The 18,120-nt window shown below is 65.5% G+C and carries 21 protein-coding genes; 10 read left to right on the forward strand and 11 right to left on the reverse strand.

The window, feature by feature from the left end:
- Position 1: 1 nt before the first annotated feature.
- The 5 genes from AC5RTS_RS09935 to AC5RTS_RS09955 are packed head-to-tail and all read left to right on the forward strand — an operon-like array spanning position 2 to position 4,173.
- Positions 2-922 carry a phytoene/squalene synthase family protein gene (locus tag AC5RTS_RS09935; RefSeq protein ID WP_493991901.1) on the forward strand — a complete coding sequence of 307 codons (921 nt, stop codon included), beginning with the start codon at positions 2-4 and terminating at the stop codon, positions 920-922.
- Positions 919-2,586 (forward strand): phytoene desaturase family protein, encoded by a 1,668-nt coding sequence (gene crtI, locus AC5RTS_RS09940; RefSeq protein ID WP_493991902.1) that lies wholly within the window; start codon positions 919-921, stop codon positions 2,584-2,586. Before AC5RTS_RS09935 ends, crtI begins: the two co-directional genes overlap by 4 nt.
- The gene (locus AC5RTS_RS09945; RefSeq protein ID WP_493991903.1) at positions 2,586-2,924 is read left to right on the forward strand and encodes a lycopene cyclase domain-containing protein; all 339 of its coding nucleotides are present in this window, start codon (positions 2,586-2,588) and stop codon (positions 2,922-2,924) included. Before crtI ends, AC5RTS_RS09945 begins: the two co-directional genes overlap by 1 nt.
- Positions 2,921-3,286: a lycopene cyclase domain-containing protein gene (locus tag AC5RTS_RS09950; RefSeq protein WP_493991904.1), complete on the forward strand. Its 366-nt coding sequence runs from the start codon at positions 2,921-2,923 to the stop codon at positions 3,284-3,286. The genes AC5RTS_RS09945 and AC5RTS_RS09950 overlap by 4 nt, the downstream gene beginning before the upstream one ends.
- Positions 3,287-3,324: 38 nt before the next feature.
- Positions 3,325-4,173, forward strand: coding sequence for a prenyltransferase (locus tag AC5RTS_RS09955; protein ID WP_493992014.1), 849 nt, complete (start codon positions 3,325-3,327; stop codon positions 4,171-4,173).
- A gap of 104 nt (positions 4,174-4,277) precedes the next feature.
- Here the strand turns inward: AC5RTS_RS09955 and AC5RTS_RS09960 are convergent, their stop codons facing one another.
- Both AC5RTS_RS09960 and AC5RTS_RS09965 read right to left on the reverse strand, forming a co-directional pair.
- Positions 4,278-5,768: a catalase gene (locus tag AC5RTS_RS09960; RefSeq protein WP_493991905.1), complete on the reverse strand. Its 1,491-nt coding sequence runs from the start codon at positions 5,766-5,768 to the stop codon at positions 4,278-4,280.
- Between the two features lie 52 nt (positions 5,769-5,820).
- Positions 5,821-6,273: a Fur family transcriptional regulator gene (locus tag AC5RTS_RS09965; protein ID WP_493991906.1), complete on the reverse strand. Its 453-nt coding sequence runs from the start codon at positions 6,271-6,273 to the stop codon at positions 5,821-5,823.
- A 160-nt stretch (positions 6,274-6,433) separates the two neighbouring features.
- Between AC5RTS_RS09965 and AC5RTS_RS09970 the strand changes: the two genes are divergently transcribed.
- Together AC5RTS_RS09970 and AC5RTS_RS09975 are read left to right on the forward strand one after the other, a co-directional pair.
- Entirely contained in the window at positions 6,434-7,198 is a 765-nt protein-coding gene (locus tag AC5RTS_RS09970) for an alpha/beta fold hydrolase (RefSeq protein ID WP_493991907.1), read from the forward strand.
- 65 nt (positions 7,199-7,263) lie between these two features.
- Entirely contained in the window at positions 7,264-7,953 is a 690-nt protein-coding gene (locus tag AC5RTS_RS09975) for an esterase/lipase family protein (RefSeq protein WP_493991908.1), read from the forward strand.
- A 25-nt stretch (positions 7,954-7,978) separates the two neighbouring features.
- Here the strand turns inward: AC5RTS_RS09975 and AC5RTS_RS09980 are convergent, their stop codons facing one another.
- The gene (locus tag AC5RTS_RS09980; protein WP_493991909.1) at positions 7,979-8,731 is read right to left on the reverse strand and encodes an MBL fold metallo-hydrolase; all 753 of its coding nucleotides are present in this window, start codon (positions 8,729-8,731) and stop codon (positions 7,979-7,981) included.
- Positions 8,732-8,865: 134 nt separating this feature from the next.
- Between AC5RTS_RS09980 and AC5RTS_RS09985 the strand changes: the two genes are divergently transcribed.
- The 3 genes from AC5RTS_RS09985 to AC5RTS_RS09995 all read left to right on the forward strand — a co-directional run bounded on the left by AC5RTS_RS09985 (position 8,866) and on the right by AC5RTS_RS09995 (position 11,919).
- Positions 8,866-10,137 carry an MFS transporter gene (locus AC5RTS_RS09985; protein WP_493991910.1) on the forward strand — a complete coding sequence of 424 codons (1,272 nt, stop codon included), beginning with the start codon at positions 8,866-8,868 and terminating at the stop codon, positions 10,135-10,137.
- Positions 10,138-10,326: 189 nt separating this feature from the next.
- Positions 10,327-11,199, forward strand: a complete 873-nt coding sequence (gene htpX, locus AC5RTS_RS09990; protein WP_493991911.1) for a zinc metalloprotease HtpX — start codon at positions 10,327-10,329, stop codon at positions 11,197-11,199.
- Positions 11,200-11,241: 42 nt separating this feature from the next.
- Complete coding sequence (locus AC5RTS_RS09995) at positions 11,242-11,919, forward strand: histidine phosphatase family protein (protein ID WP_493991912.1); 678 nt, start codon at positions 11,242-11,244, stop codon at positions 11,917-11,919.
- Between the two features lie 267 nt (positions 11,920-12,186).
- On the opposite strand, the gene AC5RTS_RS10000 is transcribed toward AC5RTS_RS09995, so the two are convergent.
- From AC5RTS_RS10000 to AC5RTS_RS10035, 8 genes are all read right to left on the reverse strand, one after another.
- Positions 12,187-12,507, reverse strand: coding sequence for a hypothetical protein (locus tag AC5RTS_RS10000; RefSeq protein ID WP_493991913.1), 321 nt, complete (start codon positions 12,505-12,507; stop codon positions 12,187-12,189).
- On the reverse strand, positions 12,504-13,121 hold the full coding sequence (locus tag AC5RTS_RS10005; RefSeq protein ID WP_493991914.1) for a hypothetical protein: 618 nt from the start codon (positions 13,119-13,121) through the stop codon (positions 12,504-12,506). Before AC5RTS_RS10005 ends, AC5RTS_RS10000 begins: the two co-directional genes overlap by 4 nt.
- A 67-nt stretch (positions 13,122-13,188) precedes the next feature.
- Positions 13,189-14,064, reverse strand: a complete 876-nt coding sequence (locus AC5RTS_RS10010; protein ID WP_493991915.1) for a phage major capsid protein — start codon at positions 14,062-14,064, stop codon at positions 13,189-13,191.
- Positions 14,065-14,182: 118 nt separating this feature from the next.
- On the reverse strand, positions 14,183-14,368 hold the full coding sequence (locus tag AC5RTS_RS10015) for a hypothetical protein (RefSeq protein ID WP_493991916.1): 186 nt from the start codon (positions 14,366-14,368) through the stop codon (positions 14,183-14,185).
- 9 nt (positions 14,369-14,377) lie between these two features.
- Complete coding sequence (locus AC5RTS_RS10020; RefSeq protein WP_493991917.1) at positions 14,378-14,815, reverse strand: hypothetical protein; 438 nt, start codon at positions 14,813-14,815, stop codon at positions 14,378-14,380.
- A gap of 3 nt (positions 14,816-14,818) precedes the next feature.
- Entirely contained in the window at positions 14,819-15,352 is a 534-nt protein-coding gene (locus AC5RTS_RS10025) for a VG15 protein (protein WP_493991918.1), read from the reverse strand.
- Positions 15,349-16,677, reverse strand: a complete 1,329-nt coding sequence (locus AC5RTS_RS10030) for a phage portal protein (protein ID WP_493991919.1) — start codon at positions 16,675-16,677, stop codon at positions 15,349-15,351. Before AC5RTS_RS10030 ends, AC5RTS_RS10025 begins: the two co-directional genes overlap by 4 nt.
- Positions 16,677-18,029 carry a terminase large subunit domain-containing protein gene (locus AC5RTS_RS10035; protein WP_493991920.1) on the reverse strand — a complete coding sequence of 451 codons (1,353 nt, stop codon included), beginning with the start codon at positions 18,027-18,029 and terminating at the stop codon, positions 16,677-16,679. Before AC5RTS_RS10035 ends, AC5RTS_RS10030 begins: the two co-directional genes overlap by 1 nt.
- Positions 18,030-18,120 lie beyond the last annotated feature (91 nt).

Below are 18,120 nucleotides of genomic sequence, written 5' to 3' on the forward strand. Positions count from 1 at the left end.
CATGGCGGCTGAGCAGGGCCTCGCCCTTTACAACACCGTGGCCAGGGAAACCTCCGCGGTGCTGATCCGTTCCTATTCGACGTCCTTCGGCCTGGCATCCCGCCTGCTGCCGGTGCAGACGCGGAAGCAAATAGAAACCATCTACGCACTTGTGCGGTTGGCCGATGAGATCGTGGACGGTGTGGCCCTCGCGGCACAGATACCGCGCGAAGGGATCGGTGCGCTCCTGGACGAACTGGAAGCAGACACCGAACGGGCGCTGCGCACCGGATACAGCGTGAACCTGGTGGTGCACGCCTTCGCGCTGACGGCCCGGGCCACCGGTATCGGGACCGACCTGACCCGGCCTTTCTTCGCGTCAATGCGGGCGGACCTGGACCGGGCCGAGCACACCGAAGCCAGTTTCAATGACTATGTCTACGGGTCAGCCGAAGTGGTGGGACTGATGTGCCTGCAGTGTTTCCTGCAGGATCTGGCCATACCCGAAGACCAGTCCAAGCGGCTGCGTGAGGGGGCCCAGCGGCTGGGCGCAGCGTTCCAGAAGGTCAACTTCCTGCGCGATCTTGCCCAGGACTTTGAGACCCTCGGCCGCAGCTATTTTCCCGGCGTCACCGTCGATGCTTTCACGGAGGCGGACAAAAACCGGATCCTGGACGGCATCGACGCGGACCTGCTGGTCTCCGGGGCCGCGGCTGCCGAGCTTCCGCCCGGGTGCCGCGCCGCCGTCGTCCTGGCGCAGGAACTCTTTACCGAACTGGCCCGCAGGCTCCGCGCCACTCCGGCTGCCCGGCTGCGCACCACCCGCGTCCGTGTCCCGAATCCCGTCAAGGCCCGCATCGCTGCCCGCGCGGTCCTTACCCGGCGGGCCACCGTCCCGGCCGCTGCCCCCCATGACGCCGAACCGAACGGACAGCATCCATGAGAACCCAGCCGCGCACCGCCGTCATCATCGGGGGCGGAATTACCGGATTGGCCACTGCGGCCCTGCTGTCCCGGGAAGGGCTTGAGGTCACGGTGCTGGAGAAGCAGCCGGAAACGGGCGGCCGGGCCGGCAGCTGGGAGACCGGTGGTTTCCGCTTTGACACCGGGCCGTCCTGGTACCTGATGCCCGAGGTGTTCGACCATTTCTTCCGCCTGCTGGGCACCTCCGCGGCGGAGCAGCTGCAGCTGGTCAAACTCGATCCGGGCTACCGGGTGCTGTTCGAAGGGGACACAGGTCCCGTCGATATTGCCGCCACCCGCGAGGACAACATTGCCCTCTTCGAGTCGCTGGAGCCAGGTGCCGGGCGGCGCCTGGAGGAGTACCTTCAGTCCTCGGAAGAGGTCTATGCCATGGCGAAGAAGCGGTTCCTGTATTCGACCTTCGCGTCCTTCCTGCCGTTGCTGCGCCCGGACGTGCTGCGGCGCGGACCCCGTCTGGCCCGCCTGCTGCTGGAACCGTTGAGCAGCTTCGTGGCCAAACGCTTCACGGACCCGAGGATCCGGCAGATCCTCGGGTACCCCGCGGTGTTCCTTGGCTCCTCGCCGTTCACCACACCCAGCATGTACCACCTGATGAGCCGGCTGGACCTCGCCGATGGTGTGCTTTACCCCATGGGCGGGTTCCACCGGATTGTCTCCGTGATCGGTGACCTGGCGCAGGCCGAGGGCGCCAAGGTGGTCACCGGAGCGGAAGTTACCCGGATCCACACCGAAGGCTCCGGCCGCACGGCGCGTGCCACCGGTGTGCAGTACCGCCGCCCGGACGGCTCCCTGGAGTCGCTGGATGCGGACCTGGTAGTCTCCGCCGCGGACCTGCACCATACGGAAACGCAGCTGCTGCCGGAGGAGCTGCAGACGTACCCGGAAAAATACTGGGAGCGCCGTGTGCCGGGTCCGGGCGGGCTGCTGCTGCATCTGGGAGTGGAGGGTACGTTGCCGCAACTGGGGCACCACACCCTGCTCTTCACCGAAGACTGGGAAGCCAACTTCGAGAAGATCTTCGGCAAGGAGACTTCGGTGCCGGATCCCGCATCGCTGTACGTCTGCCGGCCCAGTGCCACGGATCCGGATGCCGCCCCCGAGGGTCATGAGAACCTGTTTGTGCTGGTGCCGGTTCCCTCGGATCCGTCCCTGGGCGCGGGCGGAATCGACGGTGCCGGTGATCCCCGGATCGAAAAGATGGCGGACGCGGTGATCGCGCAGATCTCCTCCTGGGCCGGTATCCCGGATCTGGCCGAGCGCATCATTATCCGGCGCACCGTGGGCCCGCAGGATTTCGTCAACGATCTCAATTCCTGGCGCGGGACCCTGCTCGGTCCGGCGCACATCCTGAAGCAGAGTGCCTTCTTCCGCGGCTCGAATGCCAGCCGGAAGGTGGACGGCCTGCTGTATGCAGGGGGTTCGACGCTGCCGGGCATCGGCCTGCCGATGTGCCTGATCAGTGCCGAACTGATTCTCAAGCGGCTGCGCGGCGACACCGGCACCGAGGCGCTGCCCGAACCCGCCCCGTGGTCCGCCACGGCGGCTGTACGCCCGGACCGCGACGCAGCTGCTGCCGGGCAGGCAGGGGAGTCCGTCCATCCGCCATCCGGGGATGACGCCTGATGGGTGTGTTGTATCTGCTCTTCCTGCTGCTCTCCCTGGGGTGCATGGCGCTGCTGGACCACAGATTTCGGCTGTTCTTTTTCGCCGATGCCCGCCGGGCCGCCGTCGTGATGCTGATCGGTGTGCTGTTCTTCACCGGCTGGGACCTCGGCGGAATCGGCGCGGACATTTTCTACCGTGGCGAGACCCCCTTTATGCTCGGCCTGACCCTGGCTCCGCATCTGCCCGTGGAGGAGATCTTTTTCCTGGCCTTCCTCTGCTACCTCACCATGGTGGTCTTCGGCCTGGTGCGCCTTGCAGCCGGGATGGCTGCCGCGCGGGACAGGGCAAAACAATGACCTATTGGACTCTCAACGCCTTCTTCCTGATCCCGGCCGCGCTGGTATTCGCTGCGGCCCTGCCGGCACGGCACCGCAGGCCGGTGTTCTTCCGTTCCGCAGCCGCCGTCACCGCGGCGGTGCTCCTGGGACTCACCGCGGTCTTTGACAATGTGATGATCCGGGTGGGGCTCTTCTGGTACAACGAGGACCGCATCTCGGGTGCCTTCATCGGGACGGCGCCGGTGGAGGATTTCGCTTATCCGATTGCCGCCGTGCTGCTGCTGCCCGCCGTCTGGGTGCTGTTGCCAGGGCGGGCGCCTGAACCCGTCGCCGCCAAACCGGGGACACGGACTACTCCGAATGCCAAGGAGAACCTGTGAGCGGCACCGCCACCCGAACGGCCGGCACCACCCTGCGGATGCTGCTGGTGTCCTCCCGGCCGCTCTCCTGGGTCAACACCGCCTATCCGTTCGCAGCGGCGTACCTGCTGACCACCGGACGGATCGATGCGGCCTGGATCATCGGGACACTGTACTTCCTGATTCCCTACAACCTGGCGATGTACGGGATCAATGACGTCTTCGACTACGAGTCGGACCTGCACAACCCCCGCAAGGGCGGCGTGGAAGGTGCCGTCCTGGACCGCAGCTTCCACCGCACCACGCTGTGGGCGGCGCTGGCCACCAATCTTCCCTTCCTCGCGGTGCTGGTGCTGCTGGGGAGCCCGCTGTCCTGGCTGGTGCTGGCCGTAAGCGTGTTCGCCGTGATCGCGTACAGTGCACCCGGCCTGCGGTTCAAGGAACGCCCGTTCCTGGATTCGATGACGTCCAGCACGCACTTTGTCAGTCCGGCCGTTTACGCACTGGTGCTTGCGGGGGCGGAGTTCACGCCGGGCCTGTGGGCCGTCCTGGGCGCCTTTTTCCTCTGGGGGATGGCCAGCCAGGCCTTTGGCGCGGTGCAGGATGTGGTCCCGGACCGGGAGGGCGGCATCGGTTCCATTGCCACCGTGCTGGGCGCCCGGCCGGTGGTATGGCTTGCCGCGGCAGCGTATCTGGCTGCGGGCCTGCTGATGCTGCTGACCCCTTGGCCAGCACTGCTGGGCGCGCTGCTGGCGCTGCCCTACATCCTCAACCTGCTCCCGTTCCTGCGGATTACGGATGCCGGGTCCGCCGCCGCCAACGCGGGGTGGAAGCGGTTCCTGAAGCTGAACTTCCTCACCGGATTCCTGGTGACGCTGCTGATTATCGCGTACTGGCCGAACCGGTAGACGGAACAGAGGCAACACAACAGCGGCCGGCCCCCGAAGGGACCGGCCGCTGCCATGTTTTATGCAGACCTACCGGAAACCGGTGTCAGCAGGTGCGGGAGCAGTTACTCCGCAACTCCCACGAACTCGGCCTTTTCGTTGGCCGTGGTCTCGCCCTGGGCCAGGGAGAGGCGCAGCTTCTCGCCGAGGGTCGCGTCAACGTTGGTCCAGTACTGGATCGCGGCTTCGCGGATGTGCGGGCGCTGCACGCCGGAGATGGCACCGGTGATGGTCTCCAGGAAGCGCTCCTTGGCGGCGTCATCGTAGACCTCGCGGTACAGGGTACCGGCCTGGACAAAGTCGCTGTCCTCGGAGTGCAGGGTCTGCGCGGAACGCACCAGTGCGCCGTCGCTCTCCCAGCTGCCTGCGCCGGCCAGCGCAGCGTCGGCCACGGGGCCGCCGAGCGTGTTAGGTGCGTAGACCGGAGTCTCCGGGGAGTTGTAGGAGAAGCGCATGGCGCCGTCCTGCGAGTAGTTGTTCACCGGAGCCTTCGGTGCGTTGACCGGCAGCTGGTTGTAGTTGGCGCCGACGCGGTAACGCTGGGCGTCCGGGTAGGAGAAGATGCGGGCCATCAGCATCTTGTCCGGGCTGGCGTCAATGCCGGGAACCAGGTTCGCGGGGGACAGGGCAACCTGCTCGATCTGCGCGAAGAAGTTCTCCGGGTTGCGGTTCAGGGTGTGGGTACCCACCTTGATGAGCGGGTAGTCCGCGTGCGGCCAGACCTTGGTCAGGTCAAACGGGTTGAACCGGTAGGTCTTGGCATCCTCGTACGGCATGACCTGAACGTGCAGGTCCCAGGACGGGAAGTTGCCGTTGGCAATGTTCTCGTACAGGTCGCGGCGGTAGTAGTCCGCATCCGCACCGGCAATGCGCTCGGCTTCGGCGCCGGTGATTTCGTGGTTGCCCTGGTTGGACGTGAAGTGGTACTTCACCCAGAAACGCTCGCCGGCGGCGTTGATCCACTGGTAGGTGTGCGAGCCGAAGCCGGGCATTTCACGCCAGGAGCGCGGGATGCCGCGGTCGCCCATGAGGTAGGTGACCTGGTGTGCCGACTCGGGGGAGTTGGTCCAGAAGTCCCACTGCATGTCAGCGTCGCGCAGGCCGGAGCCCGGCAGGCGCTTCTGCGAGTGGATGAAGTCCGGGAACTTGATGCCGTCGCGGATGAAGAACACCGGGGTGTTGTTGCCAACGATGTCGTAGTTGCCCTCGGTGGTGTAGAAACGCAGCGCGAAGCCGCGCACGTCGCGCCAGGTGTCGGGGGAGCCCATTTCACCGGCCACGGAGGAGAACCGCTGGACGGTCTCGGTGACGGCGCCCGGCTGGAAGACAGCGGCACGGGTGTACTTGGAGACATCCTCGGTGACAACGAACTCACCGAATGCGCCGCCGCCCTTGGCGTGCACGATGCGCTCCGGAATCCGCTCCCGGTTGAACTGGGCCAGCTTCTCGACCAGGTAACGGTCGTGAAGGGCAACGGCGCCGTCGGCACCGGTGCTCAGCGAGTGTGCGTCGCTGGCAACCGGGGTACCGGTCTGCGTGGTGGTGAAGTTGGACATACTTGTTCTTTCTCTGGTGCTGACAAAAGGGAGGGGAAAGTCTGAATGCGGGCTAGGACGCGGCTGCTTCGGCGCAGTCAGTGCAAAGCCCGCGGTAGAGCACGTCGGCAATCTGGATTCTCATGCCGGTGGAATGTGCCGGAGTAAGGCACGGGGCGTGGCCGACGGCGCAGTCCACGTCCTCGATCCGCCCGCAGCCGGTGCACACCGCGTGATGGTGGTTGTCATTCACCCGGGTTTCATACCGGGCCGGGGAGTTGGGCGGTTCGATCTTCCGCACCAAGCCGGTTTCCACCAGGTCCGCAAGAATGACATAGACGGACTGCAGGGTGATGTCCGGCAGATCCGTTCGAACGGCCGCCGCGACGTCGTCCGCCACCGTGTGCGGTGCGGTATCAACGGCGCGAAGCACGGCCAGGCGCTGCTTGGTGACCCGACGGCCGTGCGAGCGCAGCTCAGCGGACCACCTGGCGGTGGTTTCCTCTGCTGCTGCTGTGCGTGTCATGGCATTCATCGTACATGCTTAATCTGAGTTACTCATAATAAGCATCGCCTTACCTGTTCCGGTCCCGGTACGCTGGGCGTTGCAGCACAGCAGCAGGATGAAGCAGCACAGAGACGCAGCACAGGGAAGCAGGGACGCAGTGCCGGCAGCAGACGCACGAATGCAATTCCAGCGCGTGGAGGTGGGGGATACCCGGGTTGACCTGCGTACCTACCGGCGGCACGACGACGGCGGGGTGGCGCCGCCGCCCGACGCGGGGGTGGTGCTGGTGCACGGAATCGGGGCCTCGCAGCGGTACTTCGGCCCGCTGATCCGGGAACTGGTGCGAACCGCCACGGTTCATACCCTGGAACTGCCTGGATTCGGCAGCGCCCCGAAGCCGCCAAGGCAGCTGCAGATGGAGGAATTCGGTACGGTGGCGGCCGAAGCGCTGGCGGCCGCCGGTATCCACGGGGCGCAGTGGGTAGGCCACTCGATGGGCTGCCAAGTGGTGGTGGAAATGGCGCTCGCCGCCCCGGAAGAAGCCTCCTCGGTGGTCCTGCTGGGCCCCACCATCAACGACGCCGAACGCAATGTTCCCCTGCAGGCCCTGCGGCTGCTGCAGGACTGTCTGGGTGAGCCCCCGGCGATCAACGGGATCCTGCTGACCGATTACCTGTTTCGGGCCGGCCCGCGCTGGTACCTGAAGACCCTGCCGGTGATGATCCGGCACCGGATGGAGGAGCGGATCCGGGAGGTGCGGCCCCCGGTGCTGCTGGTGCGCGGCGGTAAGGATCCGGTGGTCCGCGCGGACTGGGTGGCCCGTCTGGCAGCGGCCCGGCCCGGCACCCAAACAATGGAGCTTCCCGGCCAGCCGCACGTCATGATGTATACCCGTCCGGTGGAAACCGCCGCCCTGCTGCGCTCGGCGGTTCCGGCACAGTGACGCGGGTACCGGATAGCCGGGGCAGCGAAACGCCGCCCGGTGTCCGCCCGCGGCGGAGCGGGAGCATGTTCCGGTGGGCGCGGGAGGCCGGCGGCTGGGCCTCGGACTATGCCTATGTGGCCTATTGGCAGGTGCGCAACTTTTTCCTCCGCCGCGATCCGTCTGCCTATCTGCATCCCGAGGGCCCGCAGCGGGCCCCGGTGGTGCTGATCCCGGGCGTCTATGAGAACTGGCAGTTCCTGCGCCCGCTGGCCGACTATCTGTTTGAACGCGGGCATCCGGTGCACACCGTGGCTCCGCTGGGCTACAACAGGGGAGTCATCGGGGATGCAGCCGTGCTGGTGGAACGCTACCTGCTGGAAAAGGACCTGCAGGGAGTGCTGGTGGTGGCGCACAGCAAGGGAGGGCTGATCGGCAAGCAGCTGATGACCCTGCCGGAGGGCTCCCGCCGGGTAGCCCGGATGATCGCCGTCAACACCCCGTTTTCCGGTTCGGTGTACGCCAACCTGTTTCCGCTGGCGAGCATCCGGGTGTTTTCCCCGCGGGATCCCTTCCTTCAGCAGCTGCTGCGCAACGAGGACGTGAATGCCCGGATCACCTCGGTCTACAGCAGTTTCGACCCGCATATACCGGCCGGCAGCCACCTCGCCGGCGCACGGAACATCCAGTTGGAGAGCATGGGACACTTCCGGCCCATCGGCGACTCCCGGCTGCTGGCGGTACTCGAACAGGACCTGTCGGAGGCTGAGGGGTAGCTGCCCTGCGGCAGGAGAGGGTCCGTCAGGAGGCCCCGCGCGCCAGTGCCTGTTCCACGGCTGCGGCTGCGCCGTCCCGCCACGGCTCGCCGTGCCCGGTGAGCAGCAGCGGCGCATCCGTTTCAGCCAGTACGGAGAGCGAAGCAAGCGCCTCAGGGCTGTTGGCTGTCGCGGCCCCGGAGACTATCTGGGGCCCTGTGGTGCCGGTGTAGGGGTTTAGTGTGACCAGGGAATCCCCGCAGATCAGCACTCCGCGTTCCGGGAAGTGCAGGGCCACATGCCCGGCCGTGTGTCCGGGTGTATGCAGGATCCGGGGCGTGCCCGGAAGTGCGGCCCCGGAAGCGTCGGTCAGGCTGTGTACGTCAGTCACGCCGCGGACATTCAGCGCCCCGGCCACGGTCATGGCGCCCAGGACCGGAACAGCTTTGGGGTACCGCAGCGGATACAGGAAGCGGTTGTTCTCATGCTCGTACCGGTACGGATGCGCGGCGATGTAGCGGTCCGCGTCGTGGACGAGGATGGGCGTGCGGTACTCCTGCCGCAGGCGCGCAGCGGTACCGACATGGTCGAAGTGGGCATGCGTGAGCACGAGGGCCCGGACGTCGCCGGGACCGTAGCCCAGTTCATCCAGGGCGCCGGTCAGGTGCGGCCACATACCGGGCAGGCCGGCGTCGATCACGGCCACGCCGTCGCCGTCCTCCACCAGGTAGACGTTGACGTAGGCGTGTTCAATGCGGTGGATTCCATCGGCAACGTTGCGGGTAAACACGGTGATCACTCCTCGAGGCGGAACGGCGTTCGGATCGGCACAGCAGCTGCTAAGAAGCAGCCCACCCCATCCTAAGCATGCTTGCTATTACCTTGTGCGCGTGGTGCCCCGGATCCCGGGCTCCGCGGACCTAGACTGCTCGGGTGCCAAGACTGCTCGCCGACCTCACACCGCTGCGCGAAAGCCCGGACTACCGCCGGCTGTGGACCGGAACGGCGCTCTCGGCTGTCGGCACGCAGCTGACACTGGTGGCTGTGAGCCTGGAGGTCTACGAGCTGACGGAATCCAGCCTGTATGTGGGCCTGCTCGGGCTGGTGGGCCTGGTGCCGCTGGTGCTCGCGGGACTCTACGGCGGTTCTGTGGTGGACGCCTATGACCGGCGCAAGGTTGCACTCTTTTCCTCCGTGCTGCTGTGGGCCAGCACCATTGGGATTGCTGCCCAGGCCTGGGCGGGGCTGGGCAACGTCTGGCTGCTGTACTTCCTGGTGGCGGTGAATGCCGGCGCGGGCGGCCTCAACCAGCCGGCCCGCAGCGCCATCATCCCGAGGCTGGTCCGCCCGGAGCTCCTGCCCGCCGCCAACGCGCTGAACATGATGACCTTCGGGCTGGCCATGACGGCCGGGCCCCTGCTGGCCGGCGTGCTGGTGGCCCGCGTGGGCTACGGCTGGACCTACACGATCGACGTCGTAACGTTCACCGCTGCCATGTGGGCGCTGTACCGCCTGCCTCCCATGCCCCCTGTGGGCAAGGTGCAGAAGGCAGGGCTGGGTTCGGTGATGGAGGGGTTCCGGTTCCTGGGCACCCGGCCGAATATCCGGATGACGTTTGTGGTGGATCTGTGCGCCATGGTGTTCGCCCAGCCGCGGGCCCTGTTGCCGGCCATCGGGGCGCTGATGCTGGGCGGCGGTGCCACCACCGTCGGGGTGCTGCTGGCGGCTACCGCTGTGGGTGCCTTCCTGGCCGGCCTTTTTTCCGGCCCCCTAGGCCTGGTCCGCCGGCAGGGGCTGGCAGTGCTCTGGTCTGTGGCTGCGTGGGCGCTCTCCGTCACGGCGTTCGGCATCGTTGTGGTGCTGGCCGGGCACAACGACGGCGAGGTTCCCTCGGTATGGCTGGTTCCGGCCGCCGTCGCAATGGCCTGCGCCGGCATTGCCGATTCGATCAGCGGAGTGTTCCGCTCCACCATCCTGCAGTCGGCGACACCGGATGCCATGCGTGGCAGGCTGCAGGGAGTGTTTGTGGTGGTGGTTGCCGGAGGCCCGCGGCTTGGCGATCTGGTGGCGGGCGTGAATGCCTCCTTCGCGGGGGAGGGGTGGGCCGCCGTCCTTGGCGGGTTGATCTGCCTGGCACTGGTGGCCCTGCTGGCCCGCACCCAGCCGAGGTTTGCCCGCTACGACGCGCTGCATCCCGAGCCCTGAGCCCGGCGGGGAGTCACGGGGCCGAGAGTCACTCGGACCGTGAGCCACTCGGGCCGTGAGTCAGGCGACCGGGGTGCTGTGGGCCTGCGGGCCGATGCCGTCAGGAACACCCCGCCCAGGTTAAACGTTGAAGCTTATGGACTCACCAGTTGGATGCAGGCCGGCATCGGCCTGCCTGAAAGGAACCACGTGCATCACCATTACAACGGCCTCAAGACTGCGGCGCTGTTCGGCGTGCTCTTCGCCGTGCTGCTGGGTATTGGTGCCCTGCTGTCCAGCGGAACGGGCAGCCCCGCGTATATCTGGATTTTCCTGCTGATCGGCCTGGCCACCACGGCATACAGCTACTGGAACAGTGACAAGCTTGCCATCCGCGCCATGCGCGCCGTACCTGTCACTGAAGCGCAGGCTCCGGAAATGTACCGGATTGTCCGTGAACTCTCCGCCAGGGCCGGCCAGCCGATGCCTCGGCTGTACATCTCACCCACCATGGCGCCCAATGCCTTCGCGACCGGCCGCAACCCGCAGCATGCAGCGGTGTGCTGCACCCAGGGGATCCTGGCCCTGCTCAATGAGCGTGAGCTGCGCGGCGTGCTAGGCCATGAGCTGATGCACGTCTACAACCGTGACATCCTGACCTCCTCGGTGGCGGCTGCCATTGCCGGCGTCATCACCTCGCTGGGCCAGTTCCTGCTGTTCTTCGGCGGCGGTGACCGGCGGAACTCGAACCCGCTGGCCACCATTGCCATGGCACTGCTGGCGCCCCTGGCGGCTTCCCTGATCCAGATGGCCATTGGCCGCACCCGCGAGTATGACGCGGATGAGGACGGTGCGAAGCTCACCGATGATCCGCTGGCGCTGGCATCGGCGCTGCGGAAACTGGAAACCGGAACCCAGCGTGCACCGTTGCCGGACACCGACCAGAAGCTTGCCAACGCCGCCCACCTGATGATCGCCAACCCCTTCCGTTCCGGGGTCCGCGGCCTCCTCGCTACCCATCCGCCGATGGCGGACCGCATCCGGCGGCTGGAGCGGATGGCCGGTCGGTCGCTGGGCTCCTAGCCCCAGCCTGCCGGAATGAAGGGGAGGAAGTAGGCTTCGGGAATGCGCCTTTTACTCATCCGACACGGTCAGACTCCGTCAAACATCGGGCATTTCCTGGACACCGATGTTCCGGGCCCCGGGCTGACCGAACTGGGACTGGAACAGGCCGCGTCCCTTCCGGAAGCCCTGGGCGCCGAACCCATTGACGGGATCTTCGCCTCCAACCTGACCCGCACCCAGCTGACGGCAGCACCCCTGGCGGCTGCCCTGGGCCTTCCGGTGCAGATTCGGGACGGCCTGCGTGAAGTCTCGGCGGGCGAACTGGAAATGCGCAATGACCGCGACTCGATCATTACCTACCTGAAAACGGTGTACCGCTGGGTCCAGGGGGATACCGGCGTGCGGATGCCCGGCGGCCCGGACGGCGCCGCCACGCTGGCCCGCTTCGACGCCGTGGTCCGGGAATTGGCCGGTGCCGGCCTGAAAGCACCGGCCATCTTCAGCCACGGTGCCATCATCCGCACCTGGGCGACCGCCCGCGCGGAAAACGTGGGGCCGGACTTCATTGTGCAGAACGCCCTGAGCAACACCGGCGTTGCCGTGATGGAAGCCGAGGAACTGCCCGGGGGCGGGCTCGGCCCCTGGCAGCTGCTCACCTGGATGGGGGAGCCCGTGGGTGGAGAGAACCTGCAGGACTTTGGCGAGGACGGCCCGGCGGCCGAGGACGTCGCCCTGTAAACCCAGTCGCCCTGTAAGACCACAGGCCGCCAAACGCGAACGGCGCCGCTCTCCGGTTCAAACCGGAGGCGGCGCCGTCGTCGTTCTGCCGGGAAGTGGGAAACCCGGGAACTGCCGGTTAGCGGAAGTTAATGAACCTCTAGCCCATTATTGGGCGTGACGGTCTGAGTCGTTTTACCGCTAGTTTCCGGGCTTCATATGGTTGGCCGTGCATGCCTGAATAGGTGTGTTTGTGGACCTGTTGCGGACTTTCTGCGGACTAGGGGATCATCCCTGAGCCCGGCGGACGGCCACGGGCGTCATGGCTCGGGATCCGGTGAGGACACTGGTTTCCGGCATCGGCTGGCCCTCGATGCTGTATTCCTGACCGCGGAGGATCAGCTTGTCCTCAGGGGTGAGCTGGTCCGCATACTGGGCCGGCACGAAGACCACCATTTCCGTTATGACCAGGTGCGGGCGTCCCGGCTCTGTGGGCTCGGTGCTGACTCCCTGCTGTATTGAGCAGCCCGGAATGGTCTGGTCCGTATCCATAGCGTTCCGGGCCTTGCGGGTAATCGTTTCTGCGAACAGGTACGGTGCCCCGATCATGATGCCCGCCTGCGGTACTGGTTCAGGACAGCTTTCTCGGCCAGTGTGAAGCCTTCCAGTGCGGCGTAGCTTACGGACTGGTTTCCCAGTGTCTGCCGGGTGAGCTGCTGCGGGTTCAGGAGGTAGCGGGCTGCAGCGGAAACGATCACGTCCGCCAGATCCACGCCGGGAAGCCCGTCCAGATCGAAGCCCTTGCCTCTGGTGTACGCCCGGACAAATGTGGTCACCACGCGGACGTGTTGCCGTGCCAGTGCGAGCGTTTCCGGTGTTGCCGGGATTCCCATAAAGGCCAGGACCGTGGGCGGAAGGTCGCCCGGTGCAGGGTCTGACGGCGCGGGGTCTTCCGTGGGCGGTTCCGGTTCAGGGGCGGGCGTCGGGTCCACCACTGTGAGGGGGAAGTCGACGGGGTTGCCGTAGCGGTCTGCGAGGGGGAGCGTCCAGGATCCGGCCTGCGTCGGCGTGCCGGTGAGCATTTCAGAGGTGAGCCACATTCCCGGAATCTCAGGAACGTCGCCATAGGCCGTTTCGAAGGTGTAGCCGGTGCCTGTTTTCCCTAGAGCTGCTGCAGCCTGGGCGGCGGTGAGGGTCGCCGGCGTGTTGATGATGAGTTCCATATGGTCCCCTTTCCCGGAACCAGAGGAAGGGTCGCGTTTCAAACGCGACCCTTCCCGCGGCGGGTCTCTAGCGGCTGATCCCGGAGAACGTGACGATTGCCTCAGGGTTCACTGGGGCGGCGTCCAGGCGGTAGACAACTCGGATGGCCTGCTGGTCGTAGTCCCCGAACGTCTGGTCGAGGAGCTTCACGGCCGGGGCGACGTCGCGGGCCACGGTAATCTGTGAGAAGTCCACCAGCGCGGCGCGGCCGGTCGGGGTCGCTCCGGTCGTGTTCGGGACGCGGTTGGAGATGATGACCGGGACTCCGAAGAGGGTAAAGCCTGCGCCGCGTGCGACGTCGGGCTGCACGAGGTAGTGGCCCTGGGTGTCCTTCAGTTTCCGCAGCTTGATGAAGTCGCCCGAGGTGAATACCCACTTGGCGGCGTCCACGTTCGCGTTGGCTCCCATGAAGAGGCCCTGGGCGTCGAGGAGGTGGTCCAGCGTGAGGGCTCCACCGACAGCGAGGGCCTGGGTTCCCGTGTAGGCAAAGAGGCCCTTGGGAGTCGTGATGCCATCACCCGAAGCGGAGAAGAGCTGGGTATCCATCGCCGCAGCGACGTCGGAAACCAGCTTCTGCTGAATGGCAGCATCCAGGGCGATCACCGACTGCCGGCTGAGTTCGTTGCTGAACTTCGTCAGCGTCTTGAGGGACTTCATTGTGGAGGGCAGGAGCTGGATCTCATCGAAATCGATGTCGGAGTCGGGGATGAGTTCGTTCTGCGCGATCCACGGGGTGGAGACTGTGGAGCTTCCCAGCTTGGGGATGCGGACGGGGCCGGCCGTGTCGATGATGCGGGGGCCGGCGGCGAGGAACTGCGAGGAAGCCGAGAGCGGCTGGACAAGCTGCTTGATGACCGTTTCCTGGGTCAGTTCCGCAGCGTCGGTAGTGGAGTCAAGTGCCATGAGGGTGTTCCTAACGTGAAAAGGGGTTTGGGTTTTCACGCTGGCCACCGGGACAAGCGAAAGGGACAGGCACCGGGCCTGTCCCTTTCATGATACCCCTAGGGGTATACGTTCACAACTACTGCTCTGACTGGCCTATGCCGTGCTGAGCGATCAAACTCAGCTCCTCGGCGATGGCAGCCAGTGCGATCACGTTCGCGGCGGCAATCCTTTGGTCGACAGTCAATCCGTCGAGCCTTTCACCGATCCACGAACTACTCGGACCGCCGTTCAGCACTTCGTAGATTTTCTCGTAGCTTGCCACTGGTTCCCCTTAGCTCGCGTGGGCCCTGAGTAGCCCAGCAAGACCAACAGTAGCGCCAGCCTCAGGTGTGGCTCCCTGATGGATGAAGCCGGAAGGGCGGCGGCTGGCAAGGTGGGGCTTCGCTGCCAGCAGGGCGTCAATGGCCGCTGTGAGGGCTTCGGGATCGTCCAGGTGTTCCAGCTCGTAGGGCAGGTCTGAGGGATCCTGCAGCCGTCCGTCCGTCTTGACCAGGGCAGTGTGCAACCGGGCTCCCAACTCGTCCACGCGCTTGGCCTTTTCCCGGTAGCCGGCTGATTCCTTCCGCAGCGCTTTGACGTAGCTCTCGTCATAGGTCTTGGGCTCCGGTGCAGGTTCCGGCGTGGCTTCCGTTTCCTCAGCGGCGGGGGCGGTTTCCTCAGTGCTTTCCGGGGCGGTTTCTTCGGTCTGCTCGGTGATCTGATCAGTCATGGGTTATACCTTTCGATTGACTACGGGAACGGGGTGACAGGTGCAGCCGGGATGCCGGTGCATAGGTTTGGTGGCGGGGTATTCGTAACCGTCTTTGTAGAGCCAGACGCAAAGCTCGCACGCGTTGGATTCCAGTCCGCGGGTGTACCTGTCCACGTGCGGGCTGCGCCTGACAGCTTCCTCGAAGCCGGTGGCCGCAGCGTCCAGGACTTCCGAGCGGGCCAGCCGGTCCAACTGCATCCCGGTATCCAGGTCCGATGCCGTGATGGTGGCCAGCGCCTTAACCAGCCGGGACGCGGCATCTTCCGGGGTGATCCCGGCGAAGGCCGGCACGTATCCCAGTGCCTTTTCCAGATAGCCGCCTAGGGTCAGCTCTGCCAACGTCACGCCTTTGGCCTTGGCCGTGTTGATCAGGGTGGATGCGGCGGTGCTGAAGTCGTCCTCGTCCAGCCGGTCTGCGGCCAGTGCCTCGAACAGGGCTCCCACGGCGCTGGCGGTCTGCTCTGCCAGCGCCGTGACGTTGTCCTCGTAGGTCATGCCACCAGCCGCCCCAGGTCCGCTGCAGCCGTTGTGAGCTGCTCAGCGCGGCGCTTGTCCATGATGTCCTTGACCTTGTCCGGGTCGTATCCCAGTTCCTCGCTCAGCAGGGATTCCAGCGGGACGCCGATGCCGGCCAGCTTGGCGGCACTGTCCGATGCCTGCGCCTGGGTGCGGGTTTCCGGGTTGGCGAACACACTCTGTATGTCCACGGTGTAGGGGTCCACTCCATCCCTGACCGCGATTGCCAGGGCGGCGATCCATGCGAAGTCAGCACCGAACATGCGGATCAGGGCGTGTGCGTGGCTGACCAAGGATGCCTCAGCGGAGCGGATCGCGTCGGCGCTCGGGGGCTGATCGGTCTGCAGTCCGATGTAGTGGGAAGGGAGTCCCTTGATCGCGCCGATCTGGCAGATGATCAGGTTTGCCATTGTCTCGAAGCCGGACATATCCGCCTGGGTGAACTGACCGAACTTGCCCTCGGTGGCCTCGTTGGTCCAAACCTTCCGGGGGCCGTCACCGAACGGATCCACCGGATTCCCGTCCTCGTCCTCCATGATTTCCAGCCCGGTGGCCCAGCGGCGCGGGCGGGCATAGTCCTCACTGGTGACCATTGCATCGGCAAGGATCTTATTCAGCGCGTCGGTCAGGTCCAGGATGCCGGACATTTCGCTGATGCCGTCGAAGTCGAGCAGCCGGTCACGGTTCAGGATCTGCCCGATGGGCGGGACTCCCAGAGGATTGGGGAGCGGTTCGCCGTGCTGCTGCCAGTCCCCGGCGCCCACGCTCTCCCAGTCGTCCGTGACCTTGTTGGCGGTGCGGTAGGTGGTGATTTCCGTGCCGGTGTAGAGGGTGCACCAGCCATAGCCGTCAGCCTTCCAGCGCTTGATCCCGTCCACGATTTCACGGGTTGCCGGGTCACGGCGGACGGTCATCTGCCGGGGGGATTCCACGGTGATCTGTACGCCGCGGGGGCCGGCCCAAACCACCACGTAGCCGCGCCCGTAAACAAGTGCGTCCTTGATTGCCTCGTTCTGGCCCTCAAGCATCCCGTTCATGCGCCAGAGCTTCCAGAGCGCCGGGTCTGCCTGCGTGCCGCCGTCCAGGATGAAGCCGGTCAGCCGCAGTCGGTCCACGATGGACGTGACGGCAAGGCGGGGATAGTTCACGCAAAGGGACCGCAGCCGGCCACCGATAGCCTGGGCGGACTTGGGGCTCAGGAAGGCTGCAGCCTGCTCACCCTTCCAGTAGGAGTCCAAGAGGTTGAGGCGGGGCTGTTCCCCGGTCAGTTTGGTGTGCAGCTTGTGCAGGTTAGATTCAGTCATTAGAAGGCCATTACCCGTTTCTTTTTTGAGGTGTTGGAGTGGTGCTGTGCCCGGTCCACGGCGGCAATGGTTGCCACCGCGGCATCGATCTTCTTCTTGCTCATGCGCTTGTCCTTGGTCACGACGGTTCCCTGAGGGGTCGACTGGGCCACGCAATTCGAGAAGTGCTTTACCAGGGCCGGATCCCCGTCATGGGTGATCTGCTTGGAGGCGATCAACTGATAAAGCCGGTCAGTTGCCGGTGCCATACGTGTCCGGCGGCTGGTGTCCCATTCGAGGATCCGTTTACTGCCGTGCTTACTGGCCCACTGCTCCATCTCGGAGCGCCAGCCCCAGGGATCGCAGGCCATGTCCACCACGTCGAACTGGTCAAAGGCCATCTCTACGTGAGCGGTAACCTCCTCCCGCGGCACCCTCCAACCGGGCGTGCCGGGGTTCTCCCAGATGCCGATAACGAAGATGTGCGGGTCAGGCTCCACGGTGCAGGCAACGAGGGCTGTGGAGTCCCCGGAGCTGGAACCGTCGAAACCGAGCGTGACTTTCATCCGGTCAGGAACCGAGCGCATAGGGTCCGCCAGCGCCTCGAACTGACCAAACTCCAACCAGGAATCCACCTGCTTGGCCCACAGGCCCATTCTTAGCTGGCGAAAGGCCGGCTCGCGCAGCGTCTTACGCGCCGCCAGCAGCCCGTCAGGGCTCAGGAACGGCTTAGCGCAGGTCATGGCAGGGTTGGCCTGCTTCCACGCTTCCCGGTCGTCGCTGCTGGCATCCTCAGGGGCGGCAAACTCGATCAGGAAGAAAGCAGGATCCTCACCTGAGCGGCCCAGCTTCACCAGATCCCACATGATGCTGTCCTCAGAGGTTCCCGGCGTTGAGATAGCCAGGGTCAGGGACTGCGGACGCTTGCCCGATGCGGACGTGATCGCTTCCCAGACAGCGCGGGTCACCACGTGCAGCTCATCCACGATGATCAGGGTTGCGTCCCACGAGTTCAGGGCGTCCGGTTCCGCCGGCAGGGGCGTCAGTGTGGAGTCCGTATGCGGGACATAGATCCGATCGCTGAACACCTGAACACGCTCACTGAGCAGGGGGTTCAGCTTGATCATGCGCTCAGCCTGCTTGACCGTCACCGCCGCCTGACGCTGATCTGAGGCCACCACCAGCACCTCAGCGGAGAACTGGCCAACAAACATCTCAGCCACCGCCAGCATGGCCGCCAGGGACGTTTTTCCATTACCCCTGCTCATGGAAGCAAGAGCGTTACGGATACCGGGTGCGAAGCTGCCCCGGATGATTTCCTGCTGGAAGTCCTGCAGCTCTACCGGCTCACCCTGACCATGACCGCGGGGCACGATCAGATAGTCATGGATGAACCGGATACGGCGCTCTGCGGGGTCCGCAGGATAGTCCGTGAAGTCCAGGGGCTCAGCCTTAATAGAGGCC

The organism is Arthrobacter sp. MDT1-49-2, assembly GCF_059090185.1.

Excerpts from the sequence above, each read along its gene's own strand:
- AC5RTS_RS09935 (WP_493991901.1), top strand. The coding sequence starts at position 2 with ATGGCGGCTGAGCAGGGCCTCGCCCTTTACAACACCGTGGCCAGGGAA.
- crtI (WP_493991902.1), top strand. The coding sequence starts at position 919 with ATGAGAACCCAGCCGCGCACCGCCGTCATCATCGGGGGCGGAATTACC.
- AC5RTS_RS09945 (WP_493991903.1), top strand. The coding sequence starts at position 2,586 with ATGGGTGTGTTGTATCTGCTCTTCCTGCTGCTCTCCCTGGGGTGCATG.
- AC5RTS_RS09950 (WP_493991904.1), top strand. The coding sequence starts at position 2,921 with ATGACCTATTGGACTCTCAACGCCTTCTTCCTGATCCCGGCCGCGCTG.
- AC5RTS_RS09955 (WP_493992014.1), top strand. The coding sequence starts at position 3,325 with ATGCTGCTGGTGTCCTCCCGGCCGCTCTCCTGGGTCAACACCGCCTAT.
- AC5RTS_RS09960 (WP_493991905.1), bottom strand. The coding sequence starts at position 5,768 with ATGTCCAACTTCACCACCACGCAGACCGGTACCCCGGTTGCCAGCGAC.
- AC5RTS_RS09965 (WP_493991906.1), bottom strand. The coding sequence starts at position 6,273 with ATGACACGCACAGCAGCAGCAGAGGAAACCACCGCCAGGTGGTCCGCT.
- AC5RTS_RS09970 (WP_493991907.1), top strand. The coding sequence starts at position 6,434 with ATGCAATTCCAGCGCGTGGAGGTGGGGGATACCCGGGTTGACCTGCGT.
- AC5RTS_RS09975 (WP_493991908.1), top strand. The coding sequence starts at position 7,264 with ATGTTCCGGTGGGCGCGGGAGGCCGGCGGCTGGGCCTCGGACTATGCC.
- AC5RTS_RS09995 (WP_493991912.1), top strand. The coding sequence starts at position 11,242 with ATGCGCCTTTTACTCATCCGACACGGTCAGACTCCGTCAAACATCGGG.
- AC5RTS_RS10000 (WP_493991913.1), bottom strand. The coding sequence starts at position 12,507 with ATGATCGGGGCACCGTACCTGTTCGCAGAAACGATTACCCGCAAGGCC.
- AC5RTS_RS10005 (WP_493991914.1), bottom strand. The coding sequence starts at position 13,121 with ATGGAACTCATCATCAACACGCCGGCGACCCTCACCGCCGCCCAGGCT.
- AC5RTS_RS10010 (WP_493991915.1), bottom strand. The coding sequence starts at position 14,064 with ATGGCACTTGACTCCACTACCGACGCTGCGGAACTGACCCAGGAAACG.
- AC5RTS_RS10020 (WP_493991917.1), bottom strand. The coding sequence starts at position 14,815 with ATGACTGATCAGATCACCGAGCAGACCGAAGAAACCGCCCCGGAAAGC.
- AC5RTS_RS10025 (WP_493991918.1), bottom strand. The coding sequence starts at position 15,352 with ATGACCTACGAGGACAACGTCACGGCGCTGGCAGAGCAGACCGCCAGC.
- AC5RTS_RS10030 (WP_493991919.1), bottom strand. The coding sequence starts at position 16,677 with ATGACTGAATCTAACCTGCACAAGCTGCACACCAAACTGACCGGGGAA.